Raw genomic sequence first — 25,697 nt, forward strand, 5'->3', positions numbered from 1 at the left:
TCAGCGTGCGTCCGGATGAATCACCAGCTCGTTGAACCCGGTGCCTGCGTCGGGTTCACGGGAGAAACGATGCGCGGGCAACAGCACGAGCAGGATCTCCGCGGTCGTGCGCACCACGCAGCCGCTCGCGACGTGCCCGCCCGACACACGGCCGTGTGCGTCGGACACCGACATATGCAGATGCGCGCCGTCCGGCGAGACCGAACCGGCCAGCGTCAGGATCTCGAGGTCGCCGCGCAGCTCGGTCGGTGCGTCGACCCCGGCAAAGCGCAATTGCGCGACGGTCAGGCTGCCGATCCCCTGGATCACGAATGCCGCTCGTGCGTCGAGCCGACGCAACGCCTGCTCGATCGACGCGCGCAGATCGTCGCCGGGGGAAAGGCGCAAAGGATGGGCTTGCATGGTCGATAACCTGCTGGTGGGCCTGGGTTCCGACAAAGCGTACGTTCGGCCGGGCAATCCGGCAAGTCCCTTGCCAGACGAAACGCCGCGCCCGCGTCTCCGCAACGCGCGGCGCTCGCCTCACGCCGTGAACCGCTCGCTCGCGAACTGCGCATCCGGGGTACCGGCGGCGACGGCCACTTCCCGCGCGCCCTCGACGAGTGGCGGCGGCCCGCATACGTAGACATCCGGGAGCACCTCGACATCGTCCGGGCCTTCCACGTCAACCGTTACGGCCAACCGCGCTTATGCTTCCAGCGCTTCGAGCACCTTCCCCTTCGTCTCGATCCCGACGAGATGAACGGTCACGGCCGCGATCAGCGGCACGATGCCGATCAGGTAGAACGCCGGCCCGAGATTGCCGCCGATGATCGCGTGCGGCACGATCATCGGCGCCGCGAACGACGCGATCTTCAGCCACGCGCTGCCGAGCCCGCAGCCCGACGCGCGAATGCTCGTCGGATACTGTTCCGGCGTATAGACGTATGCGGTGATGAAGCCCGATGCCATCAGCCCCAGCGACAGCGAGCAGAAGATCGCGACGACGTACACCGACGACGCGTGATAGAAGCCCGCGAGCGCCAGCGACAGCGCGCACAGCACGAACGACCAGACGATCACCGGCTTGCGGCCGAGCTTGTCGACCAGCAGCGCGGACGCGAGCGAACCGAGCACGCCCATCACCGAACCGATCACCGCGAGATTCAGCGCGAGCTGCAGCGGCGCGTGATAGAAGTTCTTGTAGATCGTCGGCAGCCACGTGGACAGCCCGTACTGGATGAACCCGCAGGTCGCCCACAGCGTCGCCACCGCGAGCGTGCGCTTGCGATACGCGGCGCTGAACAGGTCGCTCATCCGGCGCTTCGGGTGCTGGCGGACCATCTCGTCGTACGCGGCCACCTGCGTGACCGGCGGCAGCTCACCGCGCACCGACGCTTCGAACACGCCGACCGCGCGCCCGGCTTCCGGGAGCCGCCCGCGCGACGCGAGCCAGCGCGGCGATTCCGGCACGAGATGCGTGAGCACCAGCGCGAGGATCAGCGGCAGCCCGCCGACGAAGTACATGATTTCCCAGCCGAACCGCGGCACGAGCCACGCGCCGAGCGCCATCGACACCAAGAGGCCGATCGGGAACACGATTTCATACAACAGCACGAAACGGCCGCGGCCGTGTGCGCGCGTGATCTCGTTGATGTAGGTGGCCGCGACCGGCAGTTCGCCGCCGAGACCGATCCCCTGCAGGATTCGCAGCAGCACGAACACCTCGAACGTCGGCGCGAAGCCGCACGCGATGCTGGTGATGCCGATCACGGCGGAACTCCATGCGATCGCCTTCACGCGGCCATGCTTCTCCGCGAGCGCGGGAAACAGGAATGCGCCGATCAGCTGGCCGATCGCGCCGGACGCGATCAGCATGCCGATCTGCGTCGGCGACAGCCCCCACTTGTGAATCAGCAGCGGCAGCGTCGCCGCGATCGTGATCACGTCGAAGCCGTCGAAGAACGTCGCGGTGCCGATCAGCACGCGCGCGCGGATCTGCATCGCGTTGGCCGGAAGCCGCTCGAGCCGCGCGATGATCGCGCCGGGCGTGGAGGCGGCAGCTTCCATCGTGGCCCTGCCGGCCACGACGTTGTCGAAAGTGCTCATGCGGGGTGTCTCCTGGATCTTGTGGCGGTCTTGGCCGGTCAGGCAAGCGCTTTGGTCGTGTCCGCCAGGGCTTCCGTGTCCACTGCCCGGCCCTGGTTCATCCACTTGCGCGCGAGCTTCAGCTCGCGTGCGTTGTTGATGGCGATGACACCTCTCACATGCCCGTCGCCAAGGAAAAACAGCGTCGCGCGGCGCGCGGCGAGATCGCCGCGCACGACGAGCTGCGCATCGGCCGGCAGATCGCCGAGGATCTGCAGGTTCACGTCGTACTGATCGGACCAGAACCACGGAATTTCCGCATACGGCGCACGCACGCCGAGCACGGCCTTCGCGGCCGCGATCGCCTGGTTCTGCGCGTTCGCCCACGATTCGAGCCGCACGCGCCGCTTCAGCCAGCCGTTGTGATGGTTCGCGACGTCACCACACGCGAAGATCGCCGGGTCGCTGGTCGCACCGAATTCGTCGACCACGATGCCGTCGTCGATCGCCAGCCCCGCGTCGCTCGCCAGCGTCGCGTTCAGCGCGAGGCCGATGCCGGCCACCGCGAAATCGGCGTCGATCGTCGTGCCGTCGGCGAGCGTCGCGCGCACCTTCGATGCATCGTCCGGCTGCGCGTCGAGCGATGCGAGCGCCGCGCCGAGCCGCACGTCGACACCGTTCGTACGGTGCAGGTCGAGCAGGAAGTCCGACACGATCTGCGGCACCGATCGGCCGCACAGCCGCGGCGCGCCTTCGACGACGACCGCTTCGACGCCGAGCTTGCGCGCGGTCGCCGCGACCTCGAGGCCGATCCAGCCGCCGCCGATCACGAGCACACGTTGGCTCGCACGCAGCTTCTCGCCGAGCGCGGCCGCTTCGTCGAGCGTGCGCAGGTAATGCAGGTTCGGCGTCCTCACGATCGCATCCGGCAAGCGGCGCGACGTGCCACCGGTCGCGATCACGAGACGGTCGTATTCGATCTCGCGGCCGCTTTCGGTCGTCACCACGCGGCGCGCGCGGTCGATCGACGCCGCGCGTTCCGGCTGCCACGCCTCGACGTTCAGCGCGTCGAATTCGTCCGGGCGCACGACGCGCACCGTTTCGATGTCGGCGTCGCCGGCCAGCACGGCCTTCGACAGCGGCGGACGCTCGTACGGCAGGTGCGGCTCGTCGGCGATCATCACGAGGCGGCCGGCGAACCCTTCCGCGCGCAGCGTCTTCAGCACCCAGCCGGCAGCCTGGCCGCCGCCGATCACGACGACCGTGCCCGGCGCGGCCGATTCCTGCGTGTTTGCTTCGTTCACGATTTGCGCTCCGTCATGAACTTGCCTTCCGGCGCCTTCGCGTTCTTCTGCCGGCGCGTGTTGCCGTCGAGGCCGCCGTCGACGGCCCATTCGGCGAACACGGTCGGGCCCGGTTCGAATTCGCGCGGCTGCCACTCGGGCGTCAGCACGTCCTCGTCCGCGTAGTACTCGATCAGTGCGCCGGCCGGGTTCTGGAAGTACCAGAAATACGCGGACGACACCGGGTGACGACCCGGGCCGAGTTGCGTTTCCCAGCCGCAGCGGTCGATGTGCATGCCGCCGCCGAACACTTCGTGGATGTCGCGCACGGTAAATGCGACGTGGTTCAGGCCGCGTTTACCGTTCGGCAGCGCGAGCAGGAACAGGTCGTGGTGGCCACCGTGCGGTGCGCAGCGCATGAACGCGCCGCGGCCCGGATAGCGATCCGACGTCTCGAAGCCGAGCAGTTCGTGATAGAACGTCTCCTGCGCGTCGAGGCAGTTCGTGAAGAACACCACGTGCCCGACCTCGACCGGCTCCGCGCGCGCATAGATCGGGCTCGGCTGGTCGACCCGCATCGTCCGGCCCCACACGTTCGACGGCGAACCGGTAATGTCGAGTGCGCGCTTGCGCGTCACCTCGATGCGGATCGCCATCCCGTTCGGATCGATGCAGCCGACCGCATCGTCCTGCGCGTAATAGCCGGGCTGGCCGGCCAGCTTCGTGCGCAGCGCATCGACTTCCTGCTGCGTCGCGACGCCCCACGTGACTTCACGCAGCGTCGGGCCCGCCTCGAACGCGGGCGGCAGCGACGGATCGTCGGCCTTGACGACCAGCACGGTGCAGCCGTTCATCGTCTCGAAGCGTGCGCGCGTGTCGTCGTGCGCGACTTCCTTCAAGCCCCAGTCGGCGAAAAAGCGCCGGCACGTCGCGAGGTCGTCGACACCGTACGTGATCTGCTCGATACCCAAGATGCTCATTGCGTCATTCCCCTTCGCTCAGTTCGCCCACGGCAGCGGCGCGTCGTTCAAGCCCCAGTAGAGGCTCTTCTGCTGCATGTACTCGCGGATGCCGAGACGGCCCTTCTCGCGGCCCATCCCGCTCTCCTTCCAGCCCGAGAACGGCGTGGAGATCGAAAACAGCTTGTACGTGTTGATCCAGACGGTGCCCGTCTCGAGCGCGCGCGCGATGCGCCATGCGCGCTTGTAGTCGCGCGTCCAGATGCCCGCGGCGAGGCCGAACACGCTGTCGTTGGCCTGCGCGATCAGCGACGCTTCGTCGTCGAACGGCATCGCCACCAGCACCGGCCCGAAGATTTCTTCCTGGCAGATGCGCGCGCTGTTCGACAAGCCTTCGAGAATCGTCGGCTGATAGAAGAAGCCGTCCTCGCGCCCGTCGCCCGACGGCCGCTCGCCGCCGCACAGCAGGCGGCCGCCTTCCTCCAGCCCGAGCGCGACGTAGCGCTCCACCGATTCGCGATGCTTCGCGGTGATCAGCGGGCCCATCTGCGTGTCGGGCCGCGTCGGGTCGCCGACGCGCAGCTTGCGTGCGCCGGCCACCAGCCGCTGCATGAATTCGCCGTACACCGCGCGCTGCACGAACAGGCGCGAACCCGCGATGCACGCCTCGCCCGACGAGCTGAAGATGCCGTACAGCACGCCGTTGACCGCGTGATCGAGATCCGCGTCGTCGAACACGATCGTCGGCGACTTGCCGCCGAGTTCCAGCGACACGGGCATCAGCTTTTCCGCCGCGATGCGCGCGATGCCGCGGCCCACCTCGGTGCCGCCGGTAAACGACACCTTCTTCACGAGCGGATGACGCACCAGCACGTCGCCGATCACCGAGCCCTTGCCCGGCAGCACGCTCAGCACGCCCTTCGGCACGCCGGCTTCCTCGCAGATGCGGGCCAGCGCGAGCGACACGAGCGGCGTGACCTCGGCCGGCTTGAGCACCACCGCGTTGCCGCCGGCGAGCGCCGGAGCCAGCTTCTGCGCGTCGGATGCAATCGGCGAATTCCACGGCGTGATCGCCGCGATCACGCCGATCGGCTCGTGCACGCTCATCGTCAGGTAATCGCCGCGCGACGGCGTCAGTTCCTCGTCGAGCGTTTCCAGGCAGGCCGCGAAATAGCGGAACGTGTTGGCCGCGCTCGCCACCAGCACGCGCGTCTCGCCGATCGGCTTGCCGTTGTCGCGGCGCTGCAGGTTCGCGAGCGCCTCGTGACGCTGCATGATCAGGTCGGCGATCCGGTACAGCACCAGCGCGCGCTGGTGCGGCTTGAGGCCGGCCCAGTCGGCGCGACGCCACGCCGCGTCGGCGGCCGCGACGGCTTCGGCCGCGTCTTGCGCGTCCGCCGTCGAGACCTCCATGTTCAGCGACTGGTCGGCCGGATAGATGCTCGCGTAAGGTGCGCCGCGGCCGCGCCGCCACTCGCCGCCGATCAGGATGTCGCCGTTGGGTACGAGGCTCGTATCGAATGGAGTCATGTCACAAGTCCCACAAATCTGTCTCTGCGCGGCTGCCCGCGCCGTGGCGCAGGCGGCCGTTCAATGGCCCGAATGGCCGGATCGGCCGGGTTGTCCGCTCAGATCACGCACCGCGCCGCGCGGTTGCGCAGCGCGCGAATCGCGCAGTACGCGGTCAGCGCGGACGTCTTCGGGTTGTCGGGCAACGGCTTGCCGCTCATTTCGAGCGACATCTCGCCGAATGCGCCGCGTGCGGTGATGCGGTGCACGTTGCGCGCGACCGCCGGATCGGCGATCAGGCGCACGCGCGTCGCGTCGAGGCCGAGCCCCGCGAGCGCAACCGTCGCCGCGACGTTCGCGTTCTTCGGATACAGCCGCGCGGCGTCGCGTGCGGTGCCGTCGAAGATCACCTTCTCTTCGGTCATCGCACGCAGGTCGCAGCGTTCCTCCGCAGGCGTGCCGAGCCAGCCGAGCGGCGGCTTGCGGCCGACGTACAGCACCTCGTCGAGGCCGCCCTGCTTCGCCGATGCCAGCGCGTCGATTCCGCCGATCGCGCCGGACAGCAGCGTCAGCGTCGCGTCGCCCTCGTCGGCGGCCTGCGACAGCACGTCGAGCAGCGCGAGATCGGACAACGCGCCGATCGATGCGACCGCGCAGTCGGTGCCGGCCTTCAGCAGCGGCACGACGTGATCGACGAGCGCGCTGTGACCCGCGCATTCGAGCGCGAACTCGGGGCGGCGGGCCAGCGCGTCGACCGACGACACGACCTCCACCGCGCCGCCGAGCGCACGCTGCACCGCATCGCGCTGGTGCTCGGGCACGATCACGTGCGCGACGCGCAACGACGCATCGTGCTCGACCGCGTGATACACGGCGGCACCGATCGCGCCGAAGCCGATCATCGCGACGTCGACCGGCGCATGCCCGTGTCCCCGGCCGTTATGCATATTGGCGCTCCGTCGGCGCTTCCTTCTTCACCGGCGGGCCCGCGAAGTTCGACGCGAACGAGCCGACCGACAGCATGTCGACTTCGACCATCACCGGCCCTTCCTTCGCGATCCCTTCGCGCACGATCGCTTCCGCCTGGTCGAGCGACGTGATCCGGTAGTGCGTGAGGCCGAAGCTCGCGCAGAACTGCGCGAAATCGGGCTGGTGCAGCTGCACGAAGCAGCGGCGGCCACCGTAGTGCGCGTCCTGGATGTTGCGGATCACGCCGTAGCACTGGTCGTTCATCAGCACGATCATCACGTTCGCGTTTTCCTGCACGGCCGTCACGAGCTCGCCGACGTTGACCATCAGGCCGCCGTCGCCGACCAGGCAGACCGTCTTCGCCGCCGAGCCGGCCAGCGCCGCGCCGATGCCCATCTGGATGCCCTGGCCGATGCCGCCGCCGAGCGCATGCACGCCCGCGCGCGGTTCGAAGATCTTCAGCAGGCGGTTGCCCCACGTGCTGTTCGAGATCGTCACGTCGCGCACCCAGTTGTAGTCGCGGCCCACCGCACCCTGCAGCGTGTCGACCAGCTTCTTGTACGGGCCGAGGCCTTCGGCCACGCTGGCGACCGCCTGCTCGCGCGCCGCCGCGAGATCGGCCGCGAACCGCGGATCGACGGACAGGCGGCCTTCGAGGCGATCGGCCAGCTCGGCCAGCACGCGCTTCGAATCGCCGTGCACGAACAGCTCGTTGCGATAGCCGCGGTTGTCGGCGAGCGCGTCGGCGTCGACGCGGAACAGCGGTTGCGGCAGCGCGAGCTTGTACTTCAGCGTCTCGTTGCCGCGCAGGCGCGAACCGACCACGACGAGCGCGTCGCAGGTCTTGTAGAACGCTTCGACGGACGCATGCACGTTGAACGCGCCGAGCGTCGCCGGATGATCTTCGGGCAGCACGCCGCGGCCCTGCACGCTCGTCACGACGCCGAAGCCGAGCTTCACCAGGCGTTCGACTTCCGCACGCGCGTGGCGCGCGCCGCCGCCGAGCCACAGCAGCGGACGGCGCTTGGCCGCCAGCGCGTCGGCGAGCTTCGCGACGCGTGCGTCGTCGTGCTCGCGCACCGCGACGTGTGCCGGCGCGAGGTCTTCCGGCCATTCGATTTCGGCAGCCTGGATGTCGATCGGAATCTCGACCGACACGGGGCCCGTCGGCGCGGTTTGCGCGATGCGCACTGCTTCGCGAATCGTCGGCAGCACGGTTTCGACCGTGCGCACGCGGAACGCGGCCTTCGAGATCGCGTCGAGCATCGTGAGCTGGTCCGGCGCTTCGTGGATGTACGCCAGATCCTGATCGAGGTACGGCGTCTCGATCTGCCCCGTGATGTGCAGCAGCGCGGTGCCGGCCGTCAGCGCCTCGACCATCGCGCCGGCCGCATTGCCCGCCGCCGTGCCCGTACTCGTGAACGCGACGCCGAGGCCGCCCGACACGCGGGCCAGGCCGTCGGCCATGTTCACCGCGCCCGCTTCACCGCGCGCGCCGACATACCGGATGTTGCCGCGCGAGTTGATCGCGTCGAGGATCGGCATGTTGTGGATCGAGATGACACCGAATGCGGTTTTGACGTCGCACTGCTCGAGAAAGGCGGCAATCAGCTCGCCAACCGTGGTTTTTTTAGACATGGCGTGCAAAGCCTCCAGAAACGTCGATATGGCTGCCCGTCGTATAGGACGACAGATGCGTTGCGAGATAAAAAAGTGCCCAGGCTGCCTCGTCGGGCTTGCCGAAGCGGTTCAGCGGAATGTTCTTCTTGCGGGCGAGCGCGCCCGTCCAGTCCTCCCAGCTTTCGCCGGCCTGCGCCTGCGCTTCGTGGCGGCGGCGCCACTGACCCGACTCGACGATGCCGATCAGGATCGAGTTCACGCGGATGCGCTGCGGTGCCAGCTCGGTCGCGAGCGACTTCACGAGGCTCAGCACGCCCGCACGCGCCGACGACGTCGCGACCATGTGCGGCTCCGGCTGCAGCGCGAGCAGCGAGTTCACGCAGGTGATCGTCGGCGCCTGCGCGTCGCGCAGCAGCGGCAGGAACGCGCGCGTCGGGCGGATGATGCTGAAGTACTTCAGTTCGAGCTCGTCGCGCCATGCGTCGTCGGTCGTGTCGGCGAAGGTCGACACACGGCCCTGGCCCGCGTTGTTGACGAGCATGTCGGCGCGGCCGAAGCGGTCGGACACGGCTTGCGCGAACGCGGCCACGTCGGCTTCGTCGAGCACGTTGCAGCGCACCGCGAGCAGTTGCGCGCCCGGATATTTCTCGCCGAGCATCGCTTCGGCGCGTGCGAGACGTTCACCGTCGCGGCCGCAAATCGCGACCGACGCGCCGGCCTGCAGGAACCGTTCGGCAGTCGCGAGGCCGATGCCGGACGAACCGCCCGTCACCACCGCCACCTGCCCGGTCAGATCGATCTGAATCATCGCAGTCCTAAAGCTTTGAGAAACGTGTGCTCGTCGTCCGAGCGGTAATTGAGCCGCCGCGACAGTTCCGCCGCCGCGCGCTGCACCTTGTCGATCAGCCCGTCGGCGATCAGCGCCGCATCGATCTCCGGCCGCGGCACCGTCACCGTGATGCACGCGACGATCCTCTGCGTGTCATTGCGCACCGGTGCCGTGACCACCGAGATACCACGCTCGAACGACGAATTGCTGACGCCGTAGCCGCGCAGCGCATCTTCGCGGATCACTTCGTACAACGCGTCGACCGATTCCGGCGTCGCGCCCGTCATCCGGTTCAGCGTGCCTTCCGGATACAGCGCACGCAACTCCTTCAGCGACAGGTCGCCCATCAGCACATGGCCGTGGGTCGTCGCATGCGCGGGCAGCCGCGTGCCGACGTTCACGCGAATCGAGCTGAACACCGGCGACTGGCTCTGCGCCTTCGCGACGAACACCACGTCGCGGCCGTCGCGGATCACGATGTGCGTCGTGAAGCCGGTCGCATCGCGCAGGCTCTCGATCACCGGCAGGCCGAGATCGGTCAGCTCGAGCGAGCTCAGGTATTCGAAGCCGAGCCGCAGCACGGCGATGCCGAGCTTGTAGTTGCGATCCTTGTCCGCGCGCTCGAGAAAGCCGAGCGATTCGAGCGTCTGCAGCAGACGGAACACCGTCGTGCGCGGAATGCCGAGGCGCTTGGACAATTCCGGCGCACCGAGCACCGGCTCGCGCGGCGAGAATTCGGCGAGAATCCGCAAACCGCGTTCGAGGCCCGGCACCACGTAGTTGGCCTCGGACTTCGCGGTGTCCGCATCCTGTTGTTGTTGCAACGGTTCGCTCATTCCAGCCCCCGTTGACGATCGCATTGACGACAGAACGTATCGATCAGCGACGAGTACACCGCCGGCGCTTCCACGTAACCCGCATGACCGGCCTGCGGAATCACCTGCAGCCCGACGTGCGCGGCCGCGGCGATGCGCTCGCACGCAGCGGGTGGCGTGATCGCGTCGTTCGCGCCGACCGCCACCGCCGTGCGGCCGCGAAAGCCGGCGAGATCGGACGCGAGATCGGCGTTCGCGAGCAGATGCGTGGCCTGCGCATAGCCGGCCGGCACGATGCGCGCCATGTTCCAGCGCACCCATGCACGCGCATCCTCGCTCGCAAAACCCGACAGCATGTTGCCGCTGCGCTGCTCGGCAAGCCCGGCCGGGCCGAGTTCCTCGAGCATCGCAAGGCGTGCATCGCGACGCGTGTCGCGCGTTTCCGCGGGCGCGCTGCCGTAGCCGCCTGCGGGCGAGATCAGCAGCAGGCCGGCGATTCGCGCGGGCATCACGCGGGCCAATCCGCCCGCGATGATCGCGCCGAGCGAATGCCCGACCAGCACGCAGCGTTCGATGCCGAGTGCCTCGAGCCACGCGTTCAGCGACGCCGCGTAATCGGCGGACGCCGGCGACGCGCCGTGCACGGGGGTCGACACGCCGTAGCCGGGCGCATCCCACGCGAGCACGCGGCGCGACGCGCCGAGCGTGTCGAGCTGGCGCACCCATGATGCGGCGCCCGAGCCGATCCCGTGCAGCAGCACGACGGGCAGCGCGCGGCCCGCATGCTGCGCGCCGGCCTCGCCTGCGCCAGCCTCACGGTAGCCGATCGTGCCCGCCGCGCCGGCCGCGCAGCGCTGTTCGGGAAACTGCCCGAGCAGCGCGGCGAACGCCGCGCTGCGGTCGCGTTCACGTTTGTCGATGACACTCATTGCGTGCTCCGCCTCGTCTCAGCGCTTGATCTTCGCGAGCGGCGAATCCGGCGGATACGTCGGCGTGATGGGCTTCGGCGATCCGAGCATCACGCACATCAGCGCGTCTTCCTCACCGATGTTGATTTCCGTGCGATACACGCCCGGCGGCACCGAGATCAGGTCGCGCTCGCCGAGGATCGCTTCCCAGGTCTCGCCGTCGCGCTCGCAGATCACCTTCATCTTGCCGCGCAGCACGAAGAAGATTTCCTCGACGTCGGTGTGGATGTGGCTGGGGCCGATGTTGCCGGCCGGGATGACCATCGTCGAGAACGTGAAGTTGCCGGCCGGCACCGTGTTGACGTCCTTCGCGACGCCCGTGCCGCCCGTGCCGACGTAGCGCATCTGCGCACGGCGGTACTTCGGGTCGTAGTCGGCCTGGAACTTCAGCGCATCCCAGTCGTAGCGCCGCGTCGCATAGCGCGCGACGCGCCCTTCCATCCAGTCGCCGAAGCTTGCGTCTTCCGGCTGGTCCCACGACTTGCGTTCGAGATCTGCGTCCGCCATCGTCCTCTCCTTCATTCAGAGTAAAAACTTCAATTCAGTTCATTACGAAGCCGCCGTTCACCGGCAGCAGTTGACCCGTCACGAAGCGCGCGCCGTCCGACAGCAGGAACAGCACGGGGCCCGTCACGTCGTCGGGCACCTGCGCGCGCGTCAGCGCGCGGCCCTGCATGTAGAACGCGTGGCGCTCGGCCGGCACGTAGGCCGTCGCCTCGACTTCGGTGAGCCCCGGCGCGATCGCGTTGACCGTCACGCCGTGCGCGCCGAACTCGCGTGCCTGCGCATGCGTCATCGCGATCACGGCGCCCTTGCTCGCGACGTACGCGAGCAGCTTCGGCGCGCCCCACAGCGCGGTGTCCGATGCGAGGTTCACGATCGCGCCGCGGCCCGACTGCGCGAGGTACGGCAGCGCCGCATTGCTGACGAGCCAGACGCCACGCACGTTCACGTTCATCACGGCATCCCAGGTCGACACGTCGAGTTCCGTCGACAGCTTGCCGCCCGAGTTCGTGAGCGCCGCGTTGTTGATCAGCGCATCGACGCCGCCGAGCGCCGCCGCGCCCTGCGCGACGAAAGCCGTGACGCTCGCCGGATCGGCCAGGTCGAGCGCGAAGAAGTGCGCGGTGTGGCCGGCTTGCGCGAGCTGCGCGGCCAGCGCGCGACCCTCTTCGACGAGCACGTCGCCGAATGCGACCTGCGCGCCCGCCGCGACCAGCGCCGTCACGAACGCGGCGCCGAGACCGCGCGCGCCGCCCGTGACGAGCACGCGGCGCCCCGGCAGCGACACGACCGGTGCGAACTCAGCCATTCGCGGGCTCCGATGCGGCGTGCGCCGCGCGGTGCGCGTCGAGCGCGGACAGGTGTTCCTGCGCGCGCTGGCGCAGCATCCGGCGCACGCGCGTGATGCCGACGTCGTGCTGGTACAGGTATTCGTGATCGCGCGCGTGCGGCGCGAGGCTTTCGAGGACATAGCGGTCCTGCTCGAGCACGTCCCAGTGCAGGCCCTCGAGGCGGTTGCGGTACATGAAGCGCCACACGTCGCGCTGCCAGCCGCTGACCTTGCGGGTACGCCAGAAGTAGACCTGGCAGTTGTCGCCGTCGACCGGCGTCGCGAAGCCGATGATCCCGAAGTTGCCGCCCGGGCCGAACTTCTGCTTGTACGGAATCGCGAGGCGCATCCACAGGCAGCCGGTTTCACCGAGCTCGACCCAGTCGAAGTTAACGTCGCGCTGGCCGATCTTCTCGAACATCAGGCCCGTTTCCGTCTTGCGCACGCGCATGTCGGCCTGCTTGTCGCCTTCGGCCATCGAGTGCGACGTCGCGTGCAGGTACGCGCCGTGCATCGGGTCCATCACGTTGTCGATCGCGTACTGGTAATTGCACTTCCAGTTCGACACGCACAGGAAGTGGCCGTATTCGTCGGCGACCAGTTCTTCCGGCAGGTTCAGCGGCGCCGGCTTGCCGTGCGCTTCGTCGCCGAACCACAGGAAGATCGCGCCGGCCTTCTCTTCGACCGGATAGGACTTCACGCACGTCGTGCCTTCGAGCGGACAGTTCGATACGGCCGGCACACGGTTGACCGTGCCGCCGCCGTCGACTTCGATGCCGTGATACCAGCAGGCGATGCTGCCGCCGAGGTTCCAGCCGAGCGACAGGCGCGCGCCGCGGTGCGGGCAGCGATCTTCCAGCGCGTGGACCTTGCCCTCGTGATCGCGCCACAGCACGATCTGCTCGGACAGGCGCGTGAGGCCGACGGGCGCGTTCGACACCTGCCAGCTCGGGGCGACGGGATACCAGTAGTTCTTGATGCCGCGGTCGAGATAGTCGCGGACCGGGTCGTGTTGGACTTCGTGTTGTGCGGGGGACGTCATCAGTGTGCTCCGGATGCGGTTGTCGTCAGGTCGGCGGTCACGCGGCGCGCGCGCTCATTCCGCCAGCGCGGCCATTTCGGCGCGGAAGCGCTCGGGTGTCCACGCCGTGCCGTCCGGCGCGCGGAAGCCGATGCGGTTCAGGCCCGCGACGACGTCGTCCAGCTCGGTCGCGCCACTCTCGAACACGCGTTCGAGCGCATCGCCGAGGTCGTTCTCGTACTGGGTCGGCTCGGCCTTGCGGTTCTGCCAGACCTGGTTCTCGACCTGCCCGGGGATCTCGATCTGCCCCTTGCCGGCGACGTTGTTCGGCTGCGGCGCCACCCACGGCTTCAGGAAGGGATTGAAGTTGACGGTCGCTTCTTTCATGTCATTCCACCTTGATCTGGATTTCCTCGCCGGCAAGTCGCACCGCGTACTGCTTCAGCGCGCGCCCGCCCGGCCCCTTCAGGCATTCGCCCGTCTTGATGTCGAACACGGCCTCGTGCAGCGGGCATTCGACCGTGCCTTCGTCGACGAACCCCTGCGTCAGCAGCGCGTACGCATGCGGACACACGTTCTCGAGCGCATACACCTCGTCGCCGACGCGGTAGATCCCGATTTCGACGCCGTCGGTCCGCTTGAACTCGATCGGCGCGTCTTCCGACAGCGCGCCGGCGTGCCCGGCGCAAACCCATTGTTCAGACATCTCACACCCTTCCTTCTGATCGACTCTCGGTTCGCCCCGGGCTTGTTCCATACCCGGAACAGCAGTTTATGGATGGTGATTATAGGAGCGACTTTCCGCGAGTAAAACAAAAAGCTGCATGTCCTAGGGAAAATACTGACCGCCGGGTCGGCAATCGCCGGCCCCTCTCTCGTCAGATGTGATTTTTTCTTTACTGGCGGGGATTTAAGTCGGTTTTTCAGGATTACCCAACCCGTGGTGCGGATCGTCCTCACCTCCATCCGGCCCGATAAATTTATTTTTGATCCGGCGCACGACGCCTCTATACTTCATTCCATCAAAGGTACGTTGTTCCTTATATGGAACATAAAGATGCCCGCCTGGTGGTGAAGAAAGCGCGACGGCCGGCCGTCCCCGCGCCCGCCGCCACGGCACGTTTCTCATCAGGTTTGGAGAGTCAGGAGATCAAATGGTCAAGCACGCGGTAGCAGCAGCAATCATCGGAATGGGCGCGGTGTCGGGCGCCTGGGCACAGAGCAGCGTAACGCTGTACGGCAGCATGGATGCCGGTGTCGCCTATGTGAACAACGTCGGCGGCCACGCGAAGTGGGCGATGATCCAGGGCAACACGCAGCCCGATCGGTGGGGCCTGAAAGGCAAGGAAGACCTCGGCAACGGCCTGTCGGCGATCTTCCAGCTCGAAAACGGCTTCTATACGAACAACGGCCAGTTCGCGACCGCGAACACGATCTGGAACCGCGCGGCGTTCGTCGGCCTCAGCTCGGACCGCTACGGCACGCTGACGCTCGGCCGCCAGACGCCGCTGACGTTCGACTATCTCGACCCGCTCAGCACCGCATACCTCGCGATGAGCTGGTATGCGTTCCACCCGGGCAACATCGACGGGCTCGCCGCGACCGGCAACGTGCCGTACAACAACGCGGTCAAGTACCGTTCGCCGAGCTTCGCCGGCTTCTCGGCCGCCGCGACGATGGCGCTCGGCAACACGACGAACTTCTCGACCGGCAAGTCGGTCGGCGTCGCGCTGAACTATGCGAACGGCCCGTTCAAGGCGTCGGCCGTCTACTCGAACGAGCACGACCGCTCGATCCTGATCGGCCAGACGGGCATCACGTCGTTCCAGGGGCAGAACACCGCGAACGGCTACATCGCGAACAAGGTCGAGAACATCGGCGCGGGCGCGTCCTACCAGTTCGGCGACGTTCTCGTGCACGGCCTCTACACGCGCACGAAGATGCAGTCGAACGGGTTTTCCGACACGTTCCAGAGCTACGACGCGGGCGTGAACTACCGCAGCAGCGCGTTCAACACGATCGCGGGCGGCGCGGCGACCACGACGCTGGCCGGCCGCCGCTGGACGCAGGTCGAGCTCGGCGACATCTATTCGCTGTCCAAGCGCACGCAGCTGTACGCGAACGTGCTGGTTGAGCGCGGTTCGGGCGGCGCGAAGGCCGCATTCTTCACGGCCGGCACGTCGAGCACCGCGAACCAGGTGATCGTGCTGACCGGCATCCACCATTCGTTCTGAACGGCGACGGGCGCATGCGCCCGAGGCCGGAAACGAAAAGAGCAGCCCGCGGGCTGCTCTTTTCGTTCGCCATGGGCAAAGCCGCGCGCCGCGGCTCGCTCGACCGGTCAGAACATCGCGACCCGATGGCGCGCGTGCGCGAACGTCGGGTCGCTTTCGAGCGGCCGGTAGTTCAGCCGCTGCGACAGGTCGACCGCCGCGCCGCATACCGCTTCGACGAGCCGCTCCTTCTCGCCGGCCTCGCCGATCTCCGAGCGCGGCACCGTCGCGGTGATCGCCGCGACGATCGCGCCCGAATGATCGCGCACGGGCGCGGTCACGGCCGAGATGCCGCTTTCGAACGCGGCCTCGCTGACCGCGTAGCCGAGCCGCGCATAGTGACGCACGCGCTCGTACAGCTCGTCGACGGTGCCCGGCGTGCGCTCGGTGAACTGTTCGAGCCGCTTTTCCGGATAGAGCTGGCGCAGCGCGTCACGCGTGAGGTCGCCCATCAGCACGTGGCCGTGCACGGTCGCGTGCGCAGGCAGCCGCGTGCCGACGTGCACCTTCACCGAACCGAACATCGACGTGTTGCTCTGCGCCTTCGCGACGAACACGACATCGCGCTGGTCGCGGATCAGCAGGTGCGTCGACAGGCCCGACGCATCGCGCAACCGTTCGAGCACGGGTGTGCCGAGATCGGTCAGCTCCAGCGAATTCAGATATTCGAAGCCGAGCCGCAGCACGCCGACGCCGAGCCGGAAATAGCGGTCGCCGTTCACGCGCTCGAGAAAGCCGAGTGCTTCGAGCGTCTGCAGCAAGCGGAAGGTGGTCGTGCGCGGGATGCCGATGCGCTTCGACAGCTCGGGCGCGCCGAGCACCGGCTCGCGCGCGGAGAATTCGGCGAGGATCCGCAGCCCGCGTTCGAGGCCCGGCACCAGATACGACGACGCGCCGCCGGACGATTCGTCGTCGCCCGCGCCCTGCTTCGACGCGTCGTGGTCGACGTGGCCGCCATCGCCGCCGGCTGTCGCGCGCGGCGCGCTTGCCGGCTTCGCCGGCGGTTTCGATGCGCCGCTCATCGTTGAATTGATCCTGTGCACATGGACGGAATGGAAGCGTTCACGAATGACCCGCAATGCTTGATTATGGATTTTCGACCGGACCGGATCAACACGATCCGGCGCAGGCGGCCGACGGCCCGGTGCGCCCGGCCGGATAGCCGGACTGTCATATAGCCTGATGCGATCGAAAGGATAACAGCCATAGACAGGACTGCCCACCGGAACGTCTGCGGGTGTGGTGGCTGGCGGCGAATGATGTGCAGACGAGAATGCTCCGCATGCGATGCCGCACGCGGATCGATTCGGGCAAGTCGGATGGAGGGGAAAACGAACAGGAAAAACGCGTGCAAACGAACGATCGCACCGATCCGCGAACGGAATCGGCGCGACGCGGCGTCAGGCCGTCACGGCGGCGTCAAACTCGGCACGGGCGAGCTGGCCGGCGGCGTACGCGTCGGCTTCGCCGCGAAAGCCTTCCGTGCTGAACGCGACGACTTTCACACCGACGCCGGACGCCCGCTTCACCGTCAGCGCCCATTGCCATCCGCCGTCTTGTTCGAAGACGTGCAGCGAGGGTTCGAGGGATGAGTCCAGTACGGTCACGGGTTATGCTCCGGCCCTGCGCGTCGCATCGGCAACGCGTCGGGCATGTCGAAAAGATGCGCCGCCTCGCGGCGCGCTTCTGCCATTCGACAGTCTAGTCAAGGAATGTTGCGACGCACCATCAGGGCTTACACCTGCCTATCGGAACCGTGCGGTCGATGAAATCCAGCTGAAACCCATATGGTACGGGCCTCACAGGCAGATTCCCGCAGCACGGCACACCACCTGTGCGGCAACGTGCCGCATGGACGACCGATTGCCCGGATAGGTTGAAAAACGGGTCGCGACCCCGGGCGACCGAGCCGAGCGCCGCAGCTACCGGGCCGCCCCCGCCACTACCACCCGCCGGAACGTCAGGTTGACCCGCTCGCCCTGCACGGCGGGCGCCTTCGGCACGCGATGCTGCCATTCGGCCTGCGTGCGGCCACGCATCACCAGCAGGCTGCCATGCGTCAGCCGGTACGCATGCACGACGCCGGTCGCACGATGACGCAGGTCGAACACGCGCATCGCGCCGAGGCTCACCGACGCGATCACCGGCGCGTCGCCGAGCTCCGGCTCGTTGTCCGCATGCCAGCCGAGACTGTCCTGTCCGTTGCGATAACGATTGAGCAGCACGCTGTTGAAACGCGCACCGCAGGTCGCCTCGACCGCGCGCTTCAGGTCGAGCACGGCCGGCGTCCATGGCGCGGGCACGTTGCGGATCCCCGAATACACGTAGACGGCGTCGGGCTCGCCCTGCCACGCGGTGAGCCGCGGCAGCGGAATGCGGCCGCGCGGCGTGCGGATCGTGTCCTGCCGCCACGCGACCTCGTCGATCAGCGCGGCCAGCACGCGATCGGCGTCGGCCGGCGCGAGCCAGCCGGGGTACCAGTCCACGTCGGGCACGGGTGAATCGGCGAAAAGATCGGGCGTCGACATGTCGGGATCAGGCAGCAAATGAACGATGCAGGCAAACCATGTCTGCATGGTAGCCAACAGCGACGCGCGCCGCCATGCGCTGTCATTCCGGCGCGCGACACGCCCGCGCGCTTGCATCGCCGATCGCGAAGCCGATGCGTTTTCGCGCGCCACGCTATCATCGCGCCGTGTCGCGGCGCGCCCTTATCCGGCGCGCGGCCTTCTTTCGCAATACCGACCGGCGCAACCCGGCCGATTTCTTCCCGGACCCACCATGACGCTCTCCGATTCCGCCCTCGACCAGTTGTTCCTCACCGCGCGCACGCACAACGCCTGGCAGGACAAACCCGTCGACGATGCGCTGCTGCACCGGCTGATCGACCTGACGAAATTCGGCCCGACGTCCGCGAACGCGAGCCCCGCGCGCTTCGTGTTCGTCAAGTCGCCCGAAGCGAAGGCGCGCCTGAAACCGGCGCTGTCCGAAGGCAATCGCGCGAAGACGATGGCCGCGCCCGTCACCGTGATCGTCGGCATGGACTTCGCGTTCCACGAGTACCTGCCGCGCCTGTTCCCGCATGCCGACGCGCGCAGCTGGTTCGCGGGCAACGATGCGCTGATCGAGGCCACCGCGTTCCGCAACTCGTCGCTGCAGGGCGCGTACCTGATCCTCGCCGCGCGCGCGCTCGGCCTCGACGCCGGCCCGATGTCGGGCTTCGACGCCGCGAAGGTCGATGCCGAATTCTTCGCGGGCACCGCGATCCGCACCAACTTCCTCGTGAATCTCGGCTACGGCGACCCGGCGGGCCTGTTCCCGCGCAGCCCGCGCTTCGATTTCGACGATATCGCGCGCATCGTCTGACGCGCGCTAGCGGCCGCGCGCCAACCGGATCAGCGTGATTTCGGACGGCACGCCGAAGCGGTTCGGCGGCCCCCAGTAGCCGGTGCCGCGGCTGGTATAAAGCCACATCGCGCCGAACCGGTTCAGCCCGCCGACCACGGGCTGCTGCAGGCGCACGAACGGCGGCCACGGCAAGAACTGGCCGCCGTGCGTATGGCCGGACAGCTGCACGGTGAAACCGGCGCGGCTCGCCGCCGCCGCGCTGCGCGGCTGGTGCGCGAGCAGGATCCTCGTCGCGACGTCGCGCGGCGCGCCCGCCAGCGCCTGCTCGGGGTCGCTGCGATGCGCGGGATCGAACCCGCCCGCCGTGAAATCGGTGACGCCCGCGAGCACCGCGCGCGCGCCGTCGTGCTCGATCAGCACGTGCTCGTTGAGCAGCACCGTGAACCCGATCCGCCGAAACTCGTCGATCCATGCGTGCGCGCCGGCGTAGTACTCGTGGTTGCCCGTCACGAGAAAGCTGCCGTGCCGCGACTGCATGCGGCCGAGCGGCGCCGTGTGCTCGCGCAGCCGCTTGACCGAGCCGTCGACCACGTCGCCCGTCACGACGACGAGATCGGCCTCGAGCGCATTGACCGCGCGCACGATCCGCTCGATATACGGGCGCTTGATCGTCGGCCCGACGTGAATGTCCGACAGTTGTACGATCGTCAGCCCGTCGAGCGCGGCCGGCAGCCCGTCGACCGGAATCGATACGCGCTTGACCGCCGCCGTGCGGCGCGCGCCGACGAAGCCGATCGCGCTCACCAGCACCGCGCCCGCCAGCACGCCGAGCGCCGTGTCGGATGCCGCGCCGCTCCATGCGCCGTCATGCCCCAGATGCCGCCATGCGACGACGCCGAGCAGCACCAGCTCGCGCAGGAACGTCAGCACCAGCAGCGACGAGAAGAAACCCATCGCGATCGAGCCGGCCCAGCCGGCCAGCGTCGCGGCCCAGCCTTCGTCGAAGCGGCGCGAGAACATGCCGACCGGGATCAGCACGACGAAGCTCGCCAGCACGAGCGCCGCGATCGTGCGCGCGAGCGGCGACGCGAAGGCGTCGGGAATGATCCGCAGCCCGACGTACAAATGGAACAACACGCCGATTGCAATGAACCGGACAAAGAAACTTCGCATGGAATACCCGTCCTCGTTGCGATACCGCTGCCGCGCCGCGCATCGGGCGGGACCGTGACATCTGGTCTCGTCATGCGCCGCGTCCTTCGCAGGATGGTACACAGATGCCGGCCGACACGACCGAACGCGGATTCGTTCTCGCTCTCTCGGCAATCCGGCATTCGCCGCGGCGATTCGCGCACATCGACAGACAAACGCCGCCGGCATGGTTTCGTCTGACGATCCTTTACAGTCGGTCAGCAACCCTGCAAGAGCGTGCGCTGGCAGAATCGCGTCCCGCGGTCACGACCTTCCCGGAACGCCCGCCGGGCGGCCCGTCGCGTGCCCCGATGCGCGCCGCATCGCTGGCGGTCCGCATCATGCTGATTTATTATCGGCTCCGTATCGCGGAATCGTCGTCGCGGCGACGAACCGCTTTGCGCCGCGCCCGGCATCCAACCCCAACGTCGAGCTCGTCACACCATGAGAAAAACAACGCCGCGCGCCCCCCTGCGCGTCGCCGCCGTCCTGGTGCCTGCCCTGCCGCTCGCGGGCTGCACGTCGCGCGGTGCACCGTCGTACGTGCTGTTCGGCGCGTATTTCCCACTCTGGCTCGTCAGCGCGATCGTCGGCATCGTCGGCGCGATCGTTGCGCACCGCGTGTTCGTCGCGACCGGCTGGGCCGCCACCGTGCCGTACCAGCTCGCCGTCTGCACCGCGATCGGGCTCGTGGTCGCCGTGATCGTGTGGCTCAGCGGCACGGGGCCGTTCGCATGAAGGCCGCCGGAATCTCTCGCCCGTCCACGAAAGGCCGCGTGATCGCGCTGGCGATCGTCGCGCTCGGCATCGCGGCGCTCGCGTACGCATACCACCGCACGACGGCCTACCCGTCCACCGACGACGCATCGATCGACGCGGACGTCGTCCACGTCGCCTCGCCCGTCGGCGGACGCATCGTGCAGCTCGCGGTACACGAGAACCAGCGCGTCGCGAAAGGCGACCTGCTGTACCAAATCGATCCCGTGCCGTACCGGCTGACGGTCGCGCAGGCGCAGGCCGATCTCGAGCTCGCGCGCGCGTCGCTCGACACGCGCCGCCGGTCGCTGATCGGCGAGCGCTCGAACGCGGCCGTGGCCGCCGAGCAGGTGAAACGCGCGACGCAGAATCACGATCTCGCGACACGCGACGTGAACCGGCTCGCACCGCTCGCCGCGCAGGGCTACGTCAGCGCGCAGCAGTTCGACCAGGCGACGGTCCGGCAGCACGACGCGGCCGTGTCGCTCGCGCAGGCGCAGGAACAGCAGCGCTCATCCGCGCAGACGATCGGCGACGACGCCGACGCGATCGCCACGCTCCATGCGCGCGAAGCCGCGCTCGCCCGCGCGCAGCACGCGCTCGACGATACGGTCGTGCGCGCGCCGCACGACGGGCTCGTGACGGGCCTGACCGTGCTCGCCGGCGAAACCCTCGCGCCGAACCAGTCGATCTTCACGCTGATCGATGCGAGCGAATGGTTCGCCGTGGGCAATTTCCGCGAAACGTCGTTGAACCGCATCGCGGTCGGCGACTGCGCGACCGTCTATTCGATGATCGACCGCAGCCGTCCGCTGACGGGCAAGGTCGTCGGCATCGGTGCCGGCATCGCGGACAGCGATCGCATCAACCTGCCGCGCGCGCTGCCGATCGTGCAGCGCTCGGTGAACTGGGTGCACGTCGCGCAGCGCTTCCCGGTGCGCGTGAAGCTCGACGAACCCGACGGCAAGCTCGTGCGTGTCGGCGCGAGCGCGATCGTCGAGGTCCGGCATGGCGCAGCCTGCCGCTGAGGTCCGCTCGCCCGGCCCGCGCGAAGTCCTGCGACTGCTCGCGCCGTTTCCGGGGCGCACGTCGATCGCCGTGCGGGTCGCCCTGATCTGCGCGCTGACCGTGCTCGTGACCAGCGCGTACGGTACGCCCGAGGCGGCGCTGTCCGCCTACGTCGTGTTTTTCACGATCCGCGCCGACCGCGTGACGAGCATCGTGCTCGCGGCCGCGCTGCTCCTGATCGTCACGATCGTGATCGGGCTGGTGCTCGGCATCGCGATCTTCAGCATCGACTATTCGATCCTGCGGGTCGCGTGCATGGCCGTGCTGTCGGTCGGGTTGCTGTACCTGACGTCGGCCAGCAAGCTGCGCCCCGTGGGCGCGATCCTCGCGATGATCGTCGGCTTCGGGCTCGACCAGCTCGGCCTCGCGCCGTTCGGCGAAGCCGCGACGCGCGCGCTGCTCTATATCTGGCTGACGATCGCGATCCCGGTCGGCGTCGCGATCGTCGTCAACCTGCTGATCGCGCCGTCGCCGCGCCGGCTCGCGCTCGCGCAGCTCGCGAAGCGGCTGCGGCTCGCCGCGCTCCGGCTGCGCGGCGACGACGACACGCGCGCCGCGTTCGACGCGAGCCTGCGCGACGGCGACAAGCAATTGCTGACGTGGCTCAAGCTGTCGAAACTCGAAGGCACGTCATCCGCTGCCGACGTCGCGGCGCTGCGGCAGGCCATTGCGTCGAGCACGGCGCTGCTGGTCGGCGTCGCGCTGGCCGATCGCGAACCGGACGCGCGGCTGCCCGCCGCGTTCGCCGCGCCGATCGCGGCCACGCTCGACGAGATGGCGGCCATACTCGAACGCGGCGGCTATCCGGTCGACGTGACGCTCGCGCTGCCGCCGACCGATGCGCTGCCGCCGCTCGCGCGCGTCGCCGCGACGGATCTCCATGAAGCGGTCACGCGCTTCACGGAACCGGGCGCGGCGGCCGAGGCGGCGGCACACGCGCCCGCCGCCCCCGTCAGCGCGTCCGCTGCCACCCGCCCCGACCCCGCCGCATCGCCCGCACCGGCGCCGCGCGGCGGCTTCTTCCTGCCGGATGCGCGCAGCAATCCCGATCACATCCGCTATGCGCTGAAGACGACCGCCGCGGCGATCTTCTGCTATCTGCTGTATTCGCAGCTCGACTGGTCGGGCATCCATACGTGCGTCGTCACCTGCTACATCGTGTCGCTCGGCTCGACGGCCGAGACGGTCGAGAAGCTCACGTTGCGGATCGTCGGCTGCATCGTCGGCGCGCTGCTCGGTACCGCCGCGCTCGTGTTCGTCGTCCCGGCGCTGTCGTCGGTCGGTCAGCTGATGGCGCTGGTGTTCGCCGGCGCGTGGCTGTCCGCGTGGGTCGCGTTCGGCTCGCCGCGCATCGCGTACGCGGGCTTCCAGATCGCGTTCGCATTCTTCCTGTGCGTGATCCAGGGCGCCGGTCCCGGCTTCGACCTGACGATCGCGCGCGATCGCACGATCGGCATCCTGCTCGGCAATGTCGTCGTGTATCTCGTCTTCACGCGCATCTGGCCGGTCAGCATCGGCAAGCAGATCGACGTCGCGCTCGCCACGCTGCTCGAGCAGTGGCGCCGCGTCGTGCAGATCGCGCAGCCAGCCGAACGCCGCACGCTCGCCGCCGAAGCCTTCGCGCGCCACGGCGCGATCGCGCAGGAGCTCGGCCTCGTCCACTACGAGCCGTCGTGGGTACGGCCGGCCGCCGGGTGGCTCGCCTCCCGGCGACACGCGCTCGCGGAGCTCGGCGCGCTCGAAGGCCCGCTGTTCCTGCTCGCCGAACGCATGCCGGGCGATGCGGCGCTCGGCGCACGCCTCGCGCGCGTGGTCGAACTGCGCGACGACGACCCGGCTGCCGACGCCGCTACACCGCCGCCGTCATCGACGGCAGACGCGGCAACCGTGCCGGCCCCGCCGCCGCCCGCCGACCCTGCACGCGACGCGCTGCTGAACCTGATCGACACGCGGCTCGCCCATATCGCCGACGCCGCGCGTCAAGCCACCCCGAAGGAGCCTGCCCCTCATGCGCGTCCCTGAACCGCCGGCCGCGTCGATCGCCGCCGCCGCGCTCGCGACCGCCCTCGCGCTGACCGGTTGCGCCACGTCGTCGATCGATCTGGCGCCGGAGGCACCCGACCGCCCGTGGCAGCCGCAAACGTCGGCCGCGGGCGACATCGTGCCGGCGCCGCCGCTTGCGTCCGCGCAACGTGCGCCGCACGACTACACGCTGCCGGCCTCGCCCGCGCTCGCGTCGGTGTCGCCGCCCGCCGCGCTCGATGCCGCGCATCCATACACGCTGCCCGAGCTGATCGATCTCGCCGAATCGACGAACCCGCTGACCCGCATCGCGTGGAACGACGCGCGCAACGCGGCGCTCGCGGTCGGCATCGCGAAAGCCGCGTACCTGCCGAACCTGTCCGCGACGGCAATGGGCGCGTACCAGACGAGCCACGGCTCGACGTCGACGATCCTCGGCGACGCGTCGAGCAACACGACCGTGCACGGCACGATCTCGGCGCTGTCGCTGCAATGGCTGCTGTTCGATTTCGGCGGCCGCGCGGCGCGCGTCGAGGCGGCCGAACAGGCGTCGGTCGCGTCGAACGTCGCGTTCACGGCCGTGCACCAGCAGGTGATCCACGACGTGACCGTCGCGTATTACCGCTACGAAGCCGCCCGCTCGCGCGCGGCCAGCGCGCAGCAGGGCCTCGCGAACGCCGACGCGATCCTTGCGGCGTCCCGCGCGCGGCTCAGGCAAGGCGTCGGCACCGTCGTCGAACTCGCGCAGGCGACGCAGAACCGCGCGCAGGCGAATCTCGCGCTCGTGCAGGCGAACGGCGCGGAAAGCGACAGCTACCTCGCGCTGGTTTCCGCGCTCGGCATCTCGCCGCTGTCGAAACCGTCGATCGCCGCGCTGCCCAAGCGCCCGCTGCCGCCCGCGCTCGCTTCGTCGGTCGACGCGATCGTGTCGGACGCGATCGCGCGCCGCCCCGACCTGCAGGGCGCGTATGCGCTCGAGCAGGCCAACCGCGCGAAGATCAAGGCCGCGGAAGCCGCGTTCATGCCGAAGATCTTCCTGTCGGCGTCGACGTCCTACGCCAGCGGCGGCACCGCGATTACCGCGCTGCCCGCGATCGGCGACCAGGCCCCGACCGTCAACCTGAACGGCAGCCGCTACGGCGGCGGCGTGTTCCTCGGCGTGACGATTCCGCTGTACGACGGCGGCCTGCGCTCGGCGGTGCTGATGCAGGCGCGCAACGATGCGCAAAGCGCGTCCGCGCGCCTCACGCGGACCAAGGAGGAAGCCGTCCGCCAGGTCGTCGCCGCGCAGAATGCGGTGCAGACGAGCCTCGCGTCGCACGACGCGGCCAAGGCCCTCGTCGATGCCGCGCAGACCAGCTACGACGCGGCACTGACCGCGTACCGCAACGGTGTCGGCTCGGTCACCGATGCGACGATCGCGCAAAGTCAGCTGCTCGCGGCCCGCAACGCGGAGGTCGACAGCTACGCCGGCGCGCTGTCGGCCGCCGCCGCGCTCGCGCTTGCGACGGGGACGATCGGCGCGTCGCAGTGACGCGTTGCCGCCCCGAACCGGTTGACGCCTGCGCGGCCGGCCCACTAGAATGCCGCCCATTCTTCCTTCAGGAACCATCGTGGACAGTTGCAGCACTCCGTTGCGTGCGCCGCTTGCCGCCTGAACGCCTGT

At 68.6% G+C, this 25,697-nt stretch carries 26 protein-coding genes; 6 read left to right on the forward strand and 20 right to left on the reverse strand.

The genetic code is table 11. From position 1 onward, the window contains the following. From DIE06_RS29955 to DIE06_RS30030, 16 genes are all read right to left on the reverse strand, one after another. Nucleotides 1–402: a PPC domain-containing DNA-binding protein gene (locus DIE06_RS29955; RefSeq protein ID WP_124664505.1), complete on the reverse strand. Its 402-nt coding sequence runs from the start codon at nucleotides 400–402 to the stop codon at nucleotides 1–3. 120 nt (nucleotides 403–522) lie between these two features. Further along, a complete protein-coding gene (locus DIE06_RS29960; RefSeq protein ID WP_260433813.1) occupies nucleotides 523–681 on the reverse strand; it encodes a hypothetical protein in 159 nt (52 codons plus the stop codon). A 6-nt stretch (nucleotides 682–687) separates the two neighbouring features. Next, nucleotides 688–2,088: an MFS transporter gene (locus tag DIE06_RS29965; protein ID WP_124664506.1), complete on the reverse strand. Its 1,401-nt coding sequence runs from the start codon at nucleotides 2,086–2,088 to the stop codon at nucleotides 688–690. Nucleotides 2,089–2,126: 38 nt separating this feature from the next. After that, nucleotides 2,127–3,371, reverse strand: a complete 1,245-nt coding sequence (locus DIE06_RS29970) for an NAD(P)/FAD-dependent oxidoreductase (protein ID WP_124664507.1) — start codon at nucleotides 3,369–3,371, stop codon at nucleotides 2,127–2,129. Beyond that, the gene (locus DIE06_RS29975) at nucleotides 3,368–4,330 is read right to left on the reverse strand and encodes a VOC family protein (protein ID WP_124664508.1); all 963 of its coding nucleotides are present in this window, start codon (nucleotides 4,328–4,330) and stop codon (nucleotides 3,368–3,370) included. Before DIE06_RS29975 ends, DIE06_RS29970 begins: the two co-directional genes overlap by 4 nt. Before the next feature lie 18 nt (nucleotides 4,331–4,348). After that, nucleotides 4,349–5,839 (reverse strand): aldehyde dehydrogenase, encoded by a 1,491-nt coding sequence (locus DIE06_RS29980; RefSeq protein WP_124664509.1) that lies wholly within the window; start codon nucleotides 5,837–5,839, stop codon nucleotides 4,349–4,351. A gap of 98 nt (nucleotides 5,840–5,937) precedes the next feature. Further along, nucleotides 5,938–6,765, reverse strand: a complete 828-nt coding sequence (locus tag DIE06_RS29985; protein ID WP_124664510.1) for an aspartate dehydrogenase — start codon at nucleotides 6,763–6,765, stop codon at nucleotides 5,938–5,940. Beyond that, entirely contained in the window at nucleotides 6,758–8,425 is a 1,668-nt protein-coding gene (locus DIE06_RS29990; RefSeq protein WP_124664511.1) for a thiamine pyrophosphate-binding protein, read from the reverse strand. Before DIE06_RS29990 ends, DIE06_RS29985 begins: the two co-directional genes overlap by 8 nt. Further along, nucleotides 8,418–9,215 carry an SDR family oxidoreductase gene (locus DIE06_RS29995; RefSeq protein WP_124664512.1) on the reverse strand — a complete coding sequence of 266 codons (798 nt, stop codon included), beginning with the start codon at nucleotides 9,213–9,215 and terminating at the stop codon, nucleotides 8,418–8,420. The genes DIE06_RS29990 and DIE06_RS29995 overlap by 8 nt, the downstream gene beginning before the upstream one ends. Beyond that, nucleotides 9,212–10,072 (reverse strand): IclR family transcriptional regulator, encoded by an 861-nt coding sequence (locus tag DIE06_RS30000; RefSeq protein ID WP_124614157.1) that lies wholly within the window; start codon nucleotides 10,070–10,072, stop codon nucleotides 9,212–9,214. Before DIE06_RS30000 ends, DIE06_RS29995 begins: the two co-directional genes overlap by 4 nt. Continuing rightward, the gene (locus DIE06_RS30005; protein WP_124664513.1) at nucleotides 10,069–10,980 is read right to left on the reverse strand and encodes an alpha/beta fold hydrolase; all 912 of its coding nucleotides are present in this window, start codon (nucleotides 10,978–10,980) and stop codon (nucleotides 10,069–10,071) included. Before DIE06_RS30005 ends, DIE06_RS30000 begins: the two co-directional genes overlap by 4 nt. An 18-nt stretch (nucleotides 10,981–10,998) precedes the next feature. Continuing rightward, nucleotides 10,999–11,526: a cupin domain-containing protein gene (locus DIE06_RS30010; RefSeq protein WP_124664514.1), complete on the reverse strand. Its 528-nt coding sequence runs from the start codon at nucleotides 11,524–11,526 to the stop codon at nucleotides 10,999–11,001. A 34-nt stretch (nucleotides 11,527–11,560) separates the two neighbouring features. Then, nucleotides 11,561–12,331 carry an SDR family oxidoreductase gene (locus tag DIE06_RS30015; protein WP_124664515.1) on the reverse strand — a complete coding sequence of 257 codons (771 nt, stop codon included), beginning with the start codon at nucleotides 12,329–12,331 and terminating at the stop codon, nucleotides 11,561–11,563. Beyond that, nucleotides 12,324–13,394: an aromatic ring-hydroxylating dioxygenase subunit alpha gene (locus DIE06_RS30020; protein WP_124664516.1), complete on the reverse strand. Its 1,071-nt coding sequence runs from the start codon at nucleotides 13,392–13,394 to the stop codon at nucleotides 12,324–12,326. Before DIE06_RS30020 ends, DIE06_RS30015 begins: the two co-directional genes overlap by 8 nt. A 54-nt stretch (nucleotides 13,395–13,448) precedes the next feature. Further along, entirely contained in the window at nucleotides 13,449–13,760 is a 312-nt protein-coding gene (locus tag DIE06_RS30025; protein ID WP_124664517.1) for a recombinase-like helix-turn-helix domain-containing protein, read from the reverse strand. 1 nt (nucleotide 13,761) lies between these two features. Then, the gene (locus tag DIE06_RS30030; protein WP_124664518.1) at nucleotides 13,762–14,079 is read right to left on the reverse strand and encodes a non-heme iron oxygenase ferredoxin subunit; all 318 of its coding nucleotides are present in this window, start codon (nucleotides 14,077–14,079) and stop codon (nucleotides 13,762–13,764) included. A 448-nt stretch (nucleotides 14,080–14,527) separates the two neighbouring features. Here DIE06_RS30030 and DIE06_RS30035 point away from each other — a divergent pair, with 448 nt between their 5' ends. Then, nucleotides 14,528–15,607: a porin gene (locus DIE06_RS30035; protein ID WP_124664519.1), complete on the forward strand. Its 1,080-nt coding sequence runs from the start codon at nucleotides 14,528–14,530 to the stop codon at nucleotides 15,605–15,607. A gap of 107 nt (nucleotides 15,608–15,714) precedes the next feature. On the opposite strand, the gene DIE06_RS30040 is transcribed toward DIE06_RS30035, so the two are convergent. From DIE06_RS30040 to DIE06_RS30050, 3 genes are all read right to left on the reverse strand, one after another. After that, nucleotides 15,715–16,668, reverse strand: coding sequence for an IclR family transcriptional regulator (locus DIE06_RS30040; protein ID WP_124664520.1), 954 nt, complete (start codon nucleotides 16,666–16,668; stop codon nucleotides 15,715–15,717). Between the two features lie 378 nt (nucleotides 16,669–17,046). Next, on the reverse strand, nucleotides 17,047–17,253 hold the full coding sequence (locus tag DIE06_RS30045; RefSeq protein WP_124664521.1) for a hypothetical protein: 207 nt from the start codon (nucleotides 17,251–17,253) through the stop codon (nucleotides 17,047–17,049). 315 nt (nucleotides 17,254–17,568) lie between these two features. After that, nucleotides 17,569–18,174 (reverse strand): alpha-ketoglutarate-dependent dioxygenase AlkB, encoded by a 606-nt coding sequence (locus DIE06_RS30050; RefSeq protein WP_124664522.1) that lies wholly within the window; start codon nucleotides 18,172–18,174, stop codon nucleotides 17,569–17,571. Between the two features lie 253 nt (nucleotides 18,175–18,427). Here DIE06_RS30050 and DIE06_RS30055 point away from each other — a divergent pair, with 253 nt between their 5' ends. Then, the gene (locus DIE06_RS30055; protein WP_124664523.1) at nucleotides 18,428–19,012 is read left to right on the forward strand and encodes a malonic semialdehyde reductase; all 585 of its coding nucleotides are present in this window, start codon (nucleotides 18,428–18,430) and stop codon (nucleotides 19,010–19,012) included. 6 nt (nucleotides 19,013–19,018) lie between these two features. On the opposite strand, the gene DIE06_RS30060 is transcribed toward DIE06_RS30055, so the two are convergent. Continuing rightward, on the reverse strand, nucleotides 19,019–20,167 hold the full coding sequence (locus DIE06_RS30060) for a metallophosphoesterase (protein WP_124664524.1): 1,149 nt from the start codon (nucleotides 20,165–20,167) through the stop codon (nucleotides 19,019–19,021). A 462-nt stretch (nucleotides 20,168–20,629) separates the two neighbouring features. On the opposite strand from DIE06_RS30060, the gene DIE06_RS30065 reads away from it, so the two are divergent. The 4 genes from DIE06_RS30065 to DIE06_RS30080 are packed head-to-tail and all read left to right on the forward strand — an operon-like array spanning nucleotide 20,630 to nucleotide 25,565. After that, nucleotides 20,630–20,923 (forward strand): hypothetical protein, encoded by a 294-nt coding sequence (locus DIE06_RS30065; protein WP_124664525.1) that lies wholly within the window; start codon nucleotides 20,630–20,632, stop codon nucleotides 20,921–20,923. After that, nucleotides 20,920–21,969 carry a multidrug transporter subunit MdtN gene (mdtN, locus tag DIE06_RS30070; RefSeq protein WP_124664526.1) on the forward strand — a complete coding sequence of 350 codons (1,050 nt, stop codon included), beginning with the start codon at nucleotides 20,920–20,922 and terminating at the stop codon, nucleotides 21,967–21,969. Before DIE06_RS30065 ends, mdtN begins: the two co-directional genes overlap by 4 nt. Then, entirely contained in the window at nucleotides 21,950–24,031 is a 2,082-nt protein-coding gene (locus tag DIE06_RS30075) for an FUSC family protein (RefSeq protein WP_124664527.1), read from the forward strand. Before mdtN ends, DIE06_RS30075 begins: the two co-directional genes overlap by 20 nt. Continuing rightward, on the forward strand, nucleotides 24,018–25,565 hold the full coding sequence (locus DIE06_RS30080) for a TolC family protein (protein ID WP_124664528.1): 1,548 nt from the start codon (nucleotides 24,018–24,020) through the stop codon (nucleotides 25,563–25,565). Before DIE06_RS30075 ends, DIE06_RS30080 begins: the two co-directional genes overlap by 14 nt. The last annotated feature ends 132 nt before the right edge of the window (nucleotides 25,566–25,697 follow it).

This window comes from Burkholderia sp. Bp8998 (genome assembly GCF_003854235.1).
Taxonomy (GTDB): Bacteria; Pseudomonadota; Gammaproteobacteria; order Burkholderiales; family Burkholderiaceae; genus Burkholderia.

Excerpts from the sequence above, each read along its gene's own strand:
- DIE06_RS29955 (WP_124664505.1), bottom strand. The coding sequence starts at position 402 with ATGCAAGCCCATCCTTTGCGCCTTTCCCCCGGCGACGATCTGCGCGCG.
- DIE06_RS29965 (WP_124664506.1), bottom strand. The coding sequence starts at position 2,088 with ATGAGCACTTTCGACAACGTCGTGGCCGGCAGGGCCACGATGGAAGCT.
- DIE06_RS29975 (WP_124664508.1), bottom strand. The coding sequence starts at position 4,330 with ATGAGCATCTTGGGTATCGAGCAGATCACGTACGGTGTCGACGACCTC.
- DIE06_RS29980 (WP_124664509.1), bottom strand. The coding sequence starts at position 5,839 with ATGACTCCATTCGATACGAGCCTCGTACCCAACGGCGACATCCTGATC.
- DIE06_RS29985 (WP_124664510.1), bottom strand. The coding sequence starts at position 6,765 with ATGCATAACGGCCGGGGACACGGGCATGCGCCGGTCGACGTCGCGATG.
- DIE06_RS29990 (WP_124664511.1), bottom strand. The coding sequence starts at position 8,425 with ATGTCTAAAAAAACCACGGTTGGCGAGCTGATTGCCGCCTTTCTCGAG.
- DIE06_RS29995 (WP_124664512.1), bottom strand. The coding sequence starts at position 9,215 with ATGATTCAGATCGATCTGACCGGGCAGGTGGCGGTGGTGACGGGCGGT.
- DIE06_RS30000 (WP_124614157.1), bottom strand. The coding sequence starts at position 10,072 with ATGAGCGAACCGTTGCAACAACAACAGGATGCGGACACCGCGAAGTCC.
- DIE06_RS30005 (WP_124664513.1), bottom strand. The coding sequence starts at position 10,980 with ATGAGTGTCATCGACAAACGTGAACGCGACCGCAGCGCGGCGTTCGCC.
- DIE06_RS30010 (WP_124664514.1), bottom strand. The coding sequence starts at position 11,526 with ATGGCGGACGCAGATCTCGAACGCAAGTCGTGGGACCAGCCGGAAGAC.
- DIE06_RS30015 (WP_124664515.1), bottom strand. The coding sequence starts at position 12,331 with ATGGCTGAGTTCGCACCGGTCGTGTCGCTGCCGGGGCGCCGCGTGCTC.
- DIE06_RS30020 (WP_124664516.1), bottom strand. The coding sequence starts at position 13,394 with ATGACGTCCCCCGCACAACACGAAGTCCAACACGACCCGGTCCGCGAC.
- DIE06_RS30025 (WP_124664517.1), bottom strand. The coding sequence starts at position 13,760 with ATGAAAGAAGCGACCGTCAACTTCAATCCCTTCCTGAAGCCGTGGGTG.
- DIE06_RS30030 (WP_124664518.1), bottom strand. The coding sequence starts at position 14,079 with ATGTCTGAACAATGGGTTTGCGCCGGGCACGCCGGCGCGCTGTCGGAA.
- DIE06_RS30035 (WP_124664519.1), top strand. The coding sequence starts at position 14,528 with ATGGTCAAGCACGCGGTAGCAGCAGCAATCATCGGAATGGGCGCGGTG.
- DIE06_RS30040 (WP_124664520.1), bottom strand. The coding sequence starts at position 16,668 with ATGAGCGGCGCATCGAAACCGCCGGCGAAGCCGGCAAGCGCGCCGCGC.
- DIE06_RS30050 (WP_124664522.1), bottom strand. The coding sequence starts at position 18,174 with ATGTCGACGCCCGATCTTTTCGCCGATTCACCCGTGCCCGACGTGGAC.
- DIE06_RS30055 (WP_124664523.1), top strand. The coding sequence starts at position 18,428 with ATGACGCTCTCCGATTCCGCCCTCGACCAGTTGTTCCTCACCGCGCGC.
- DIE06_RS30060 (WP_124664524.1), bottom strand. The coding sequence starts at position 20,167 with ATGCGAAGTTTCTTTGTCCGGTTCATTGCAATCGGCGTGTTGTTCCAT.
- DIE06_RS30065 (WP_124664525.1), top strand. The coding sequence starts at position 20,630 with ATGAGAAAAACAACGCCGCGCGCCCCCCTGCGCGTCGCCGCCGTCCTG.
- mdtN (WP_124664526.1), top strand. The coding sequence starts at position 20,920 with ATGAAGGCCGCCGGAATCTCTCGCCCGTCCACGAAAGGCCGCGTGATC.
- DIE06_RS30075 (WP_124664527.1), top strand. The coding sequence starts at position 21,950 with ATGGCGCAGCCTGCCGCTGAGGTCCGCTCGCCCGGCCCGCGCGAAGTC.
- DIE06_RS30080 (WP_124664528.1), top strand. The coding sequence starts at position 24,018 with ATGCGCGTCCCTGAACCGCCGGCCGCGTCGATCGCCGCCGCCGCGCTC.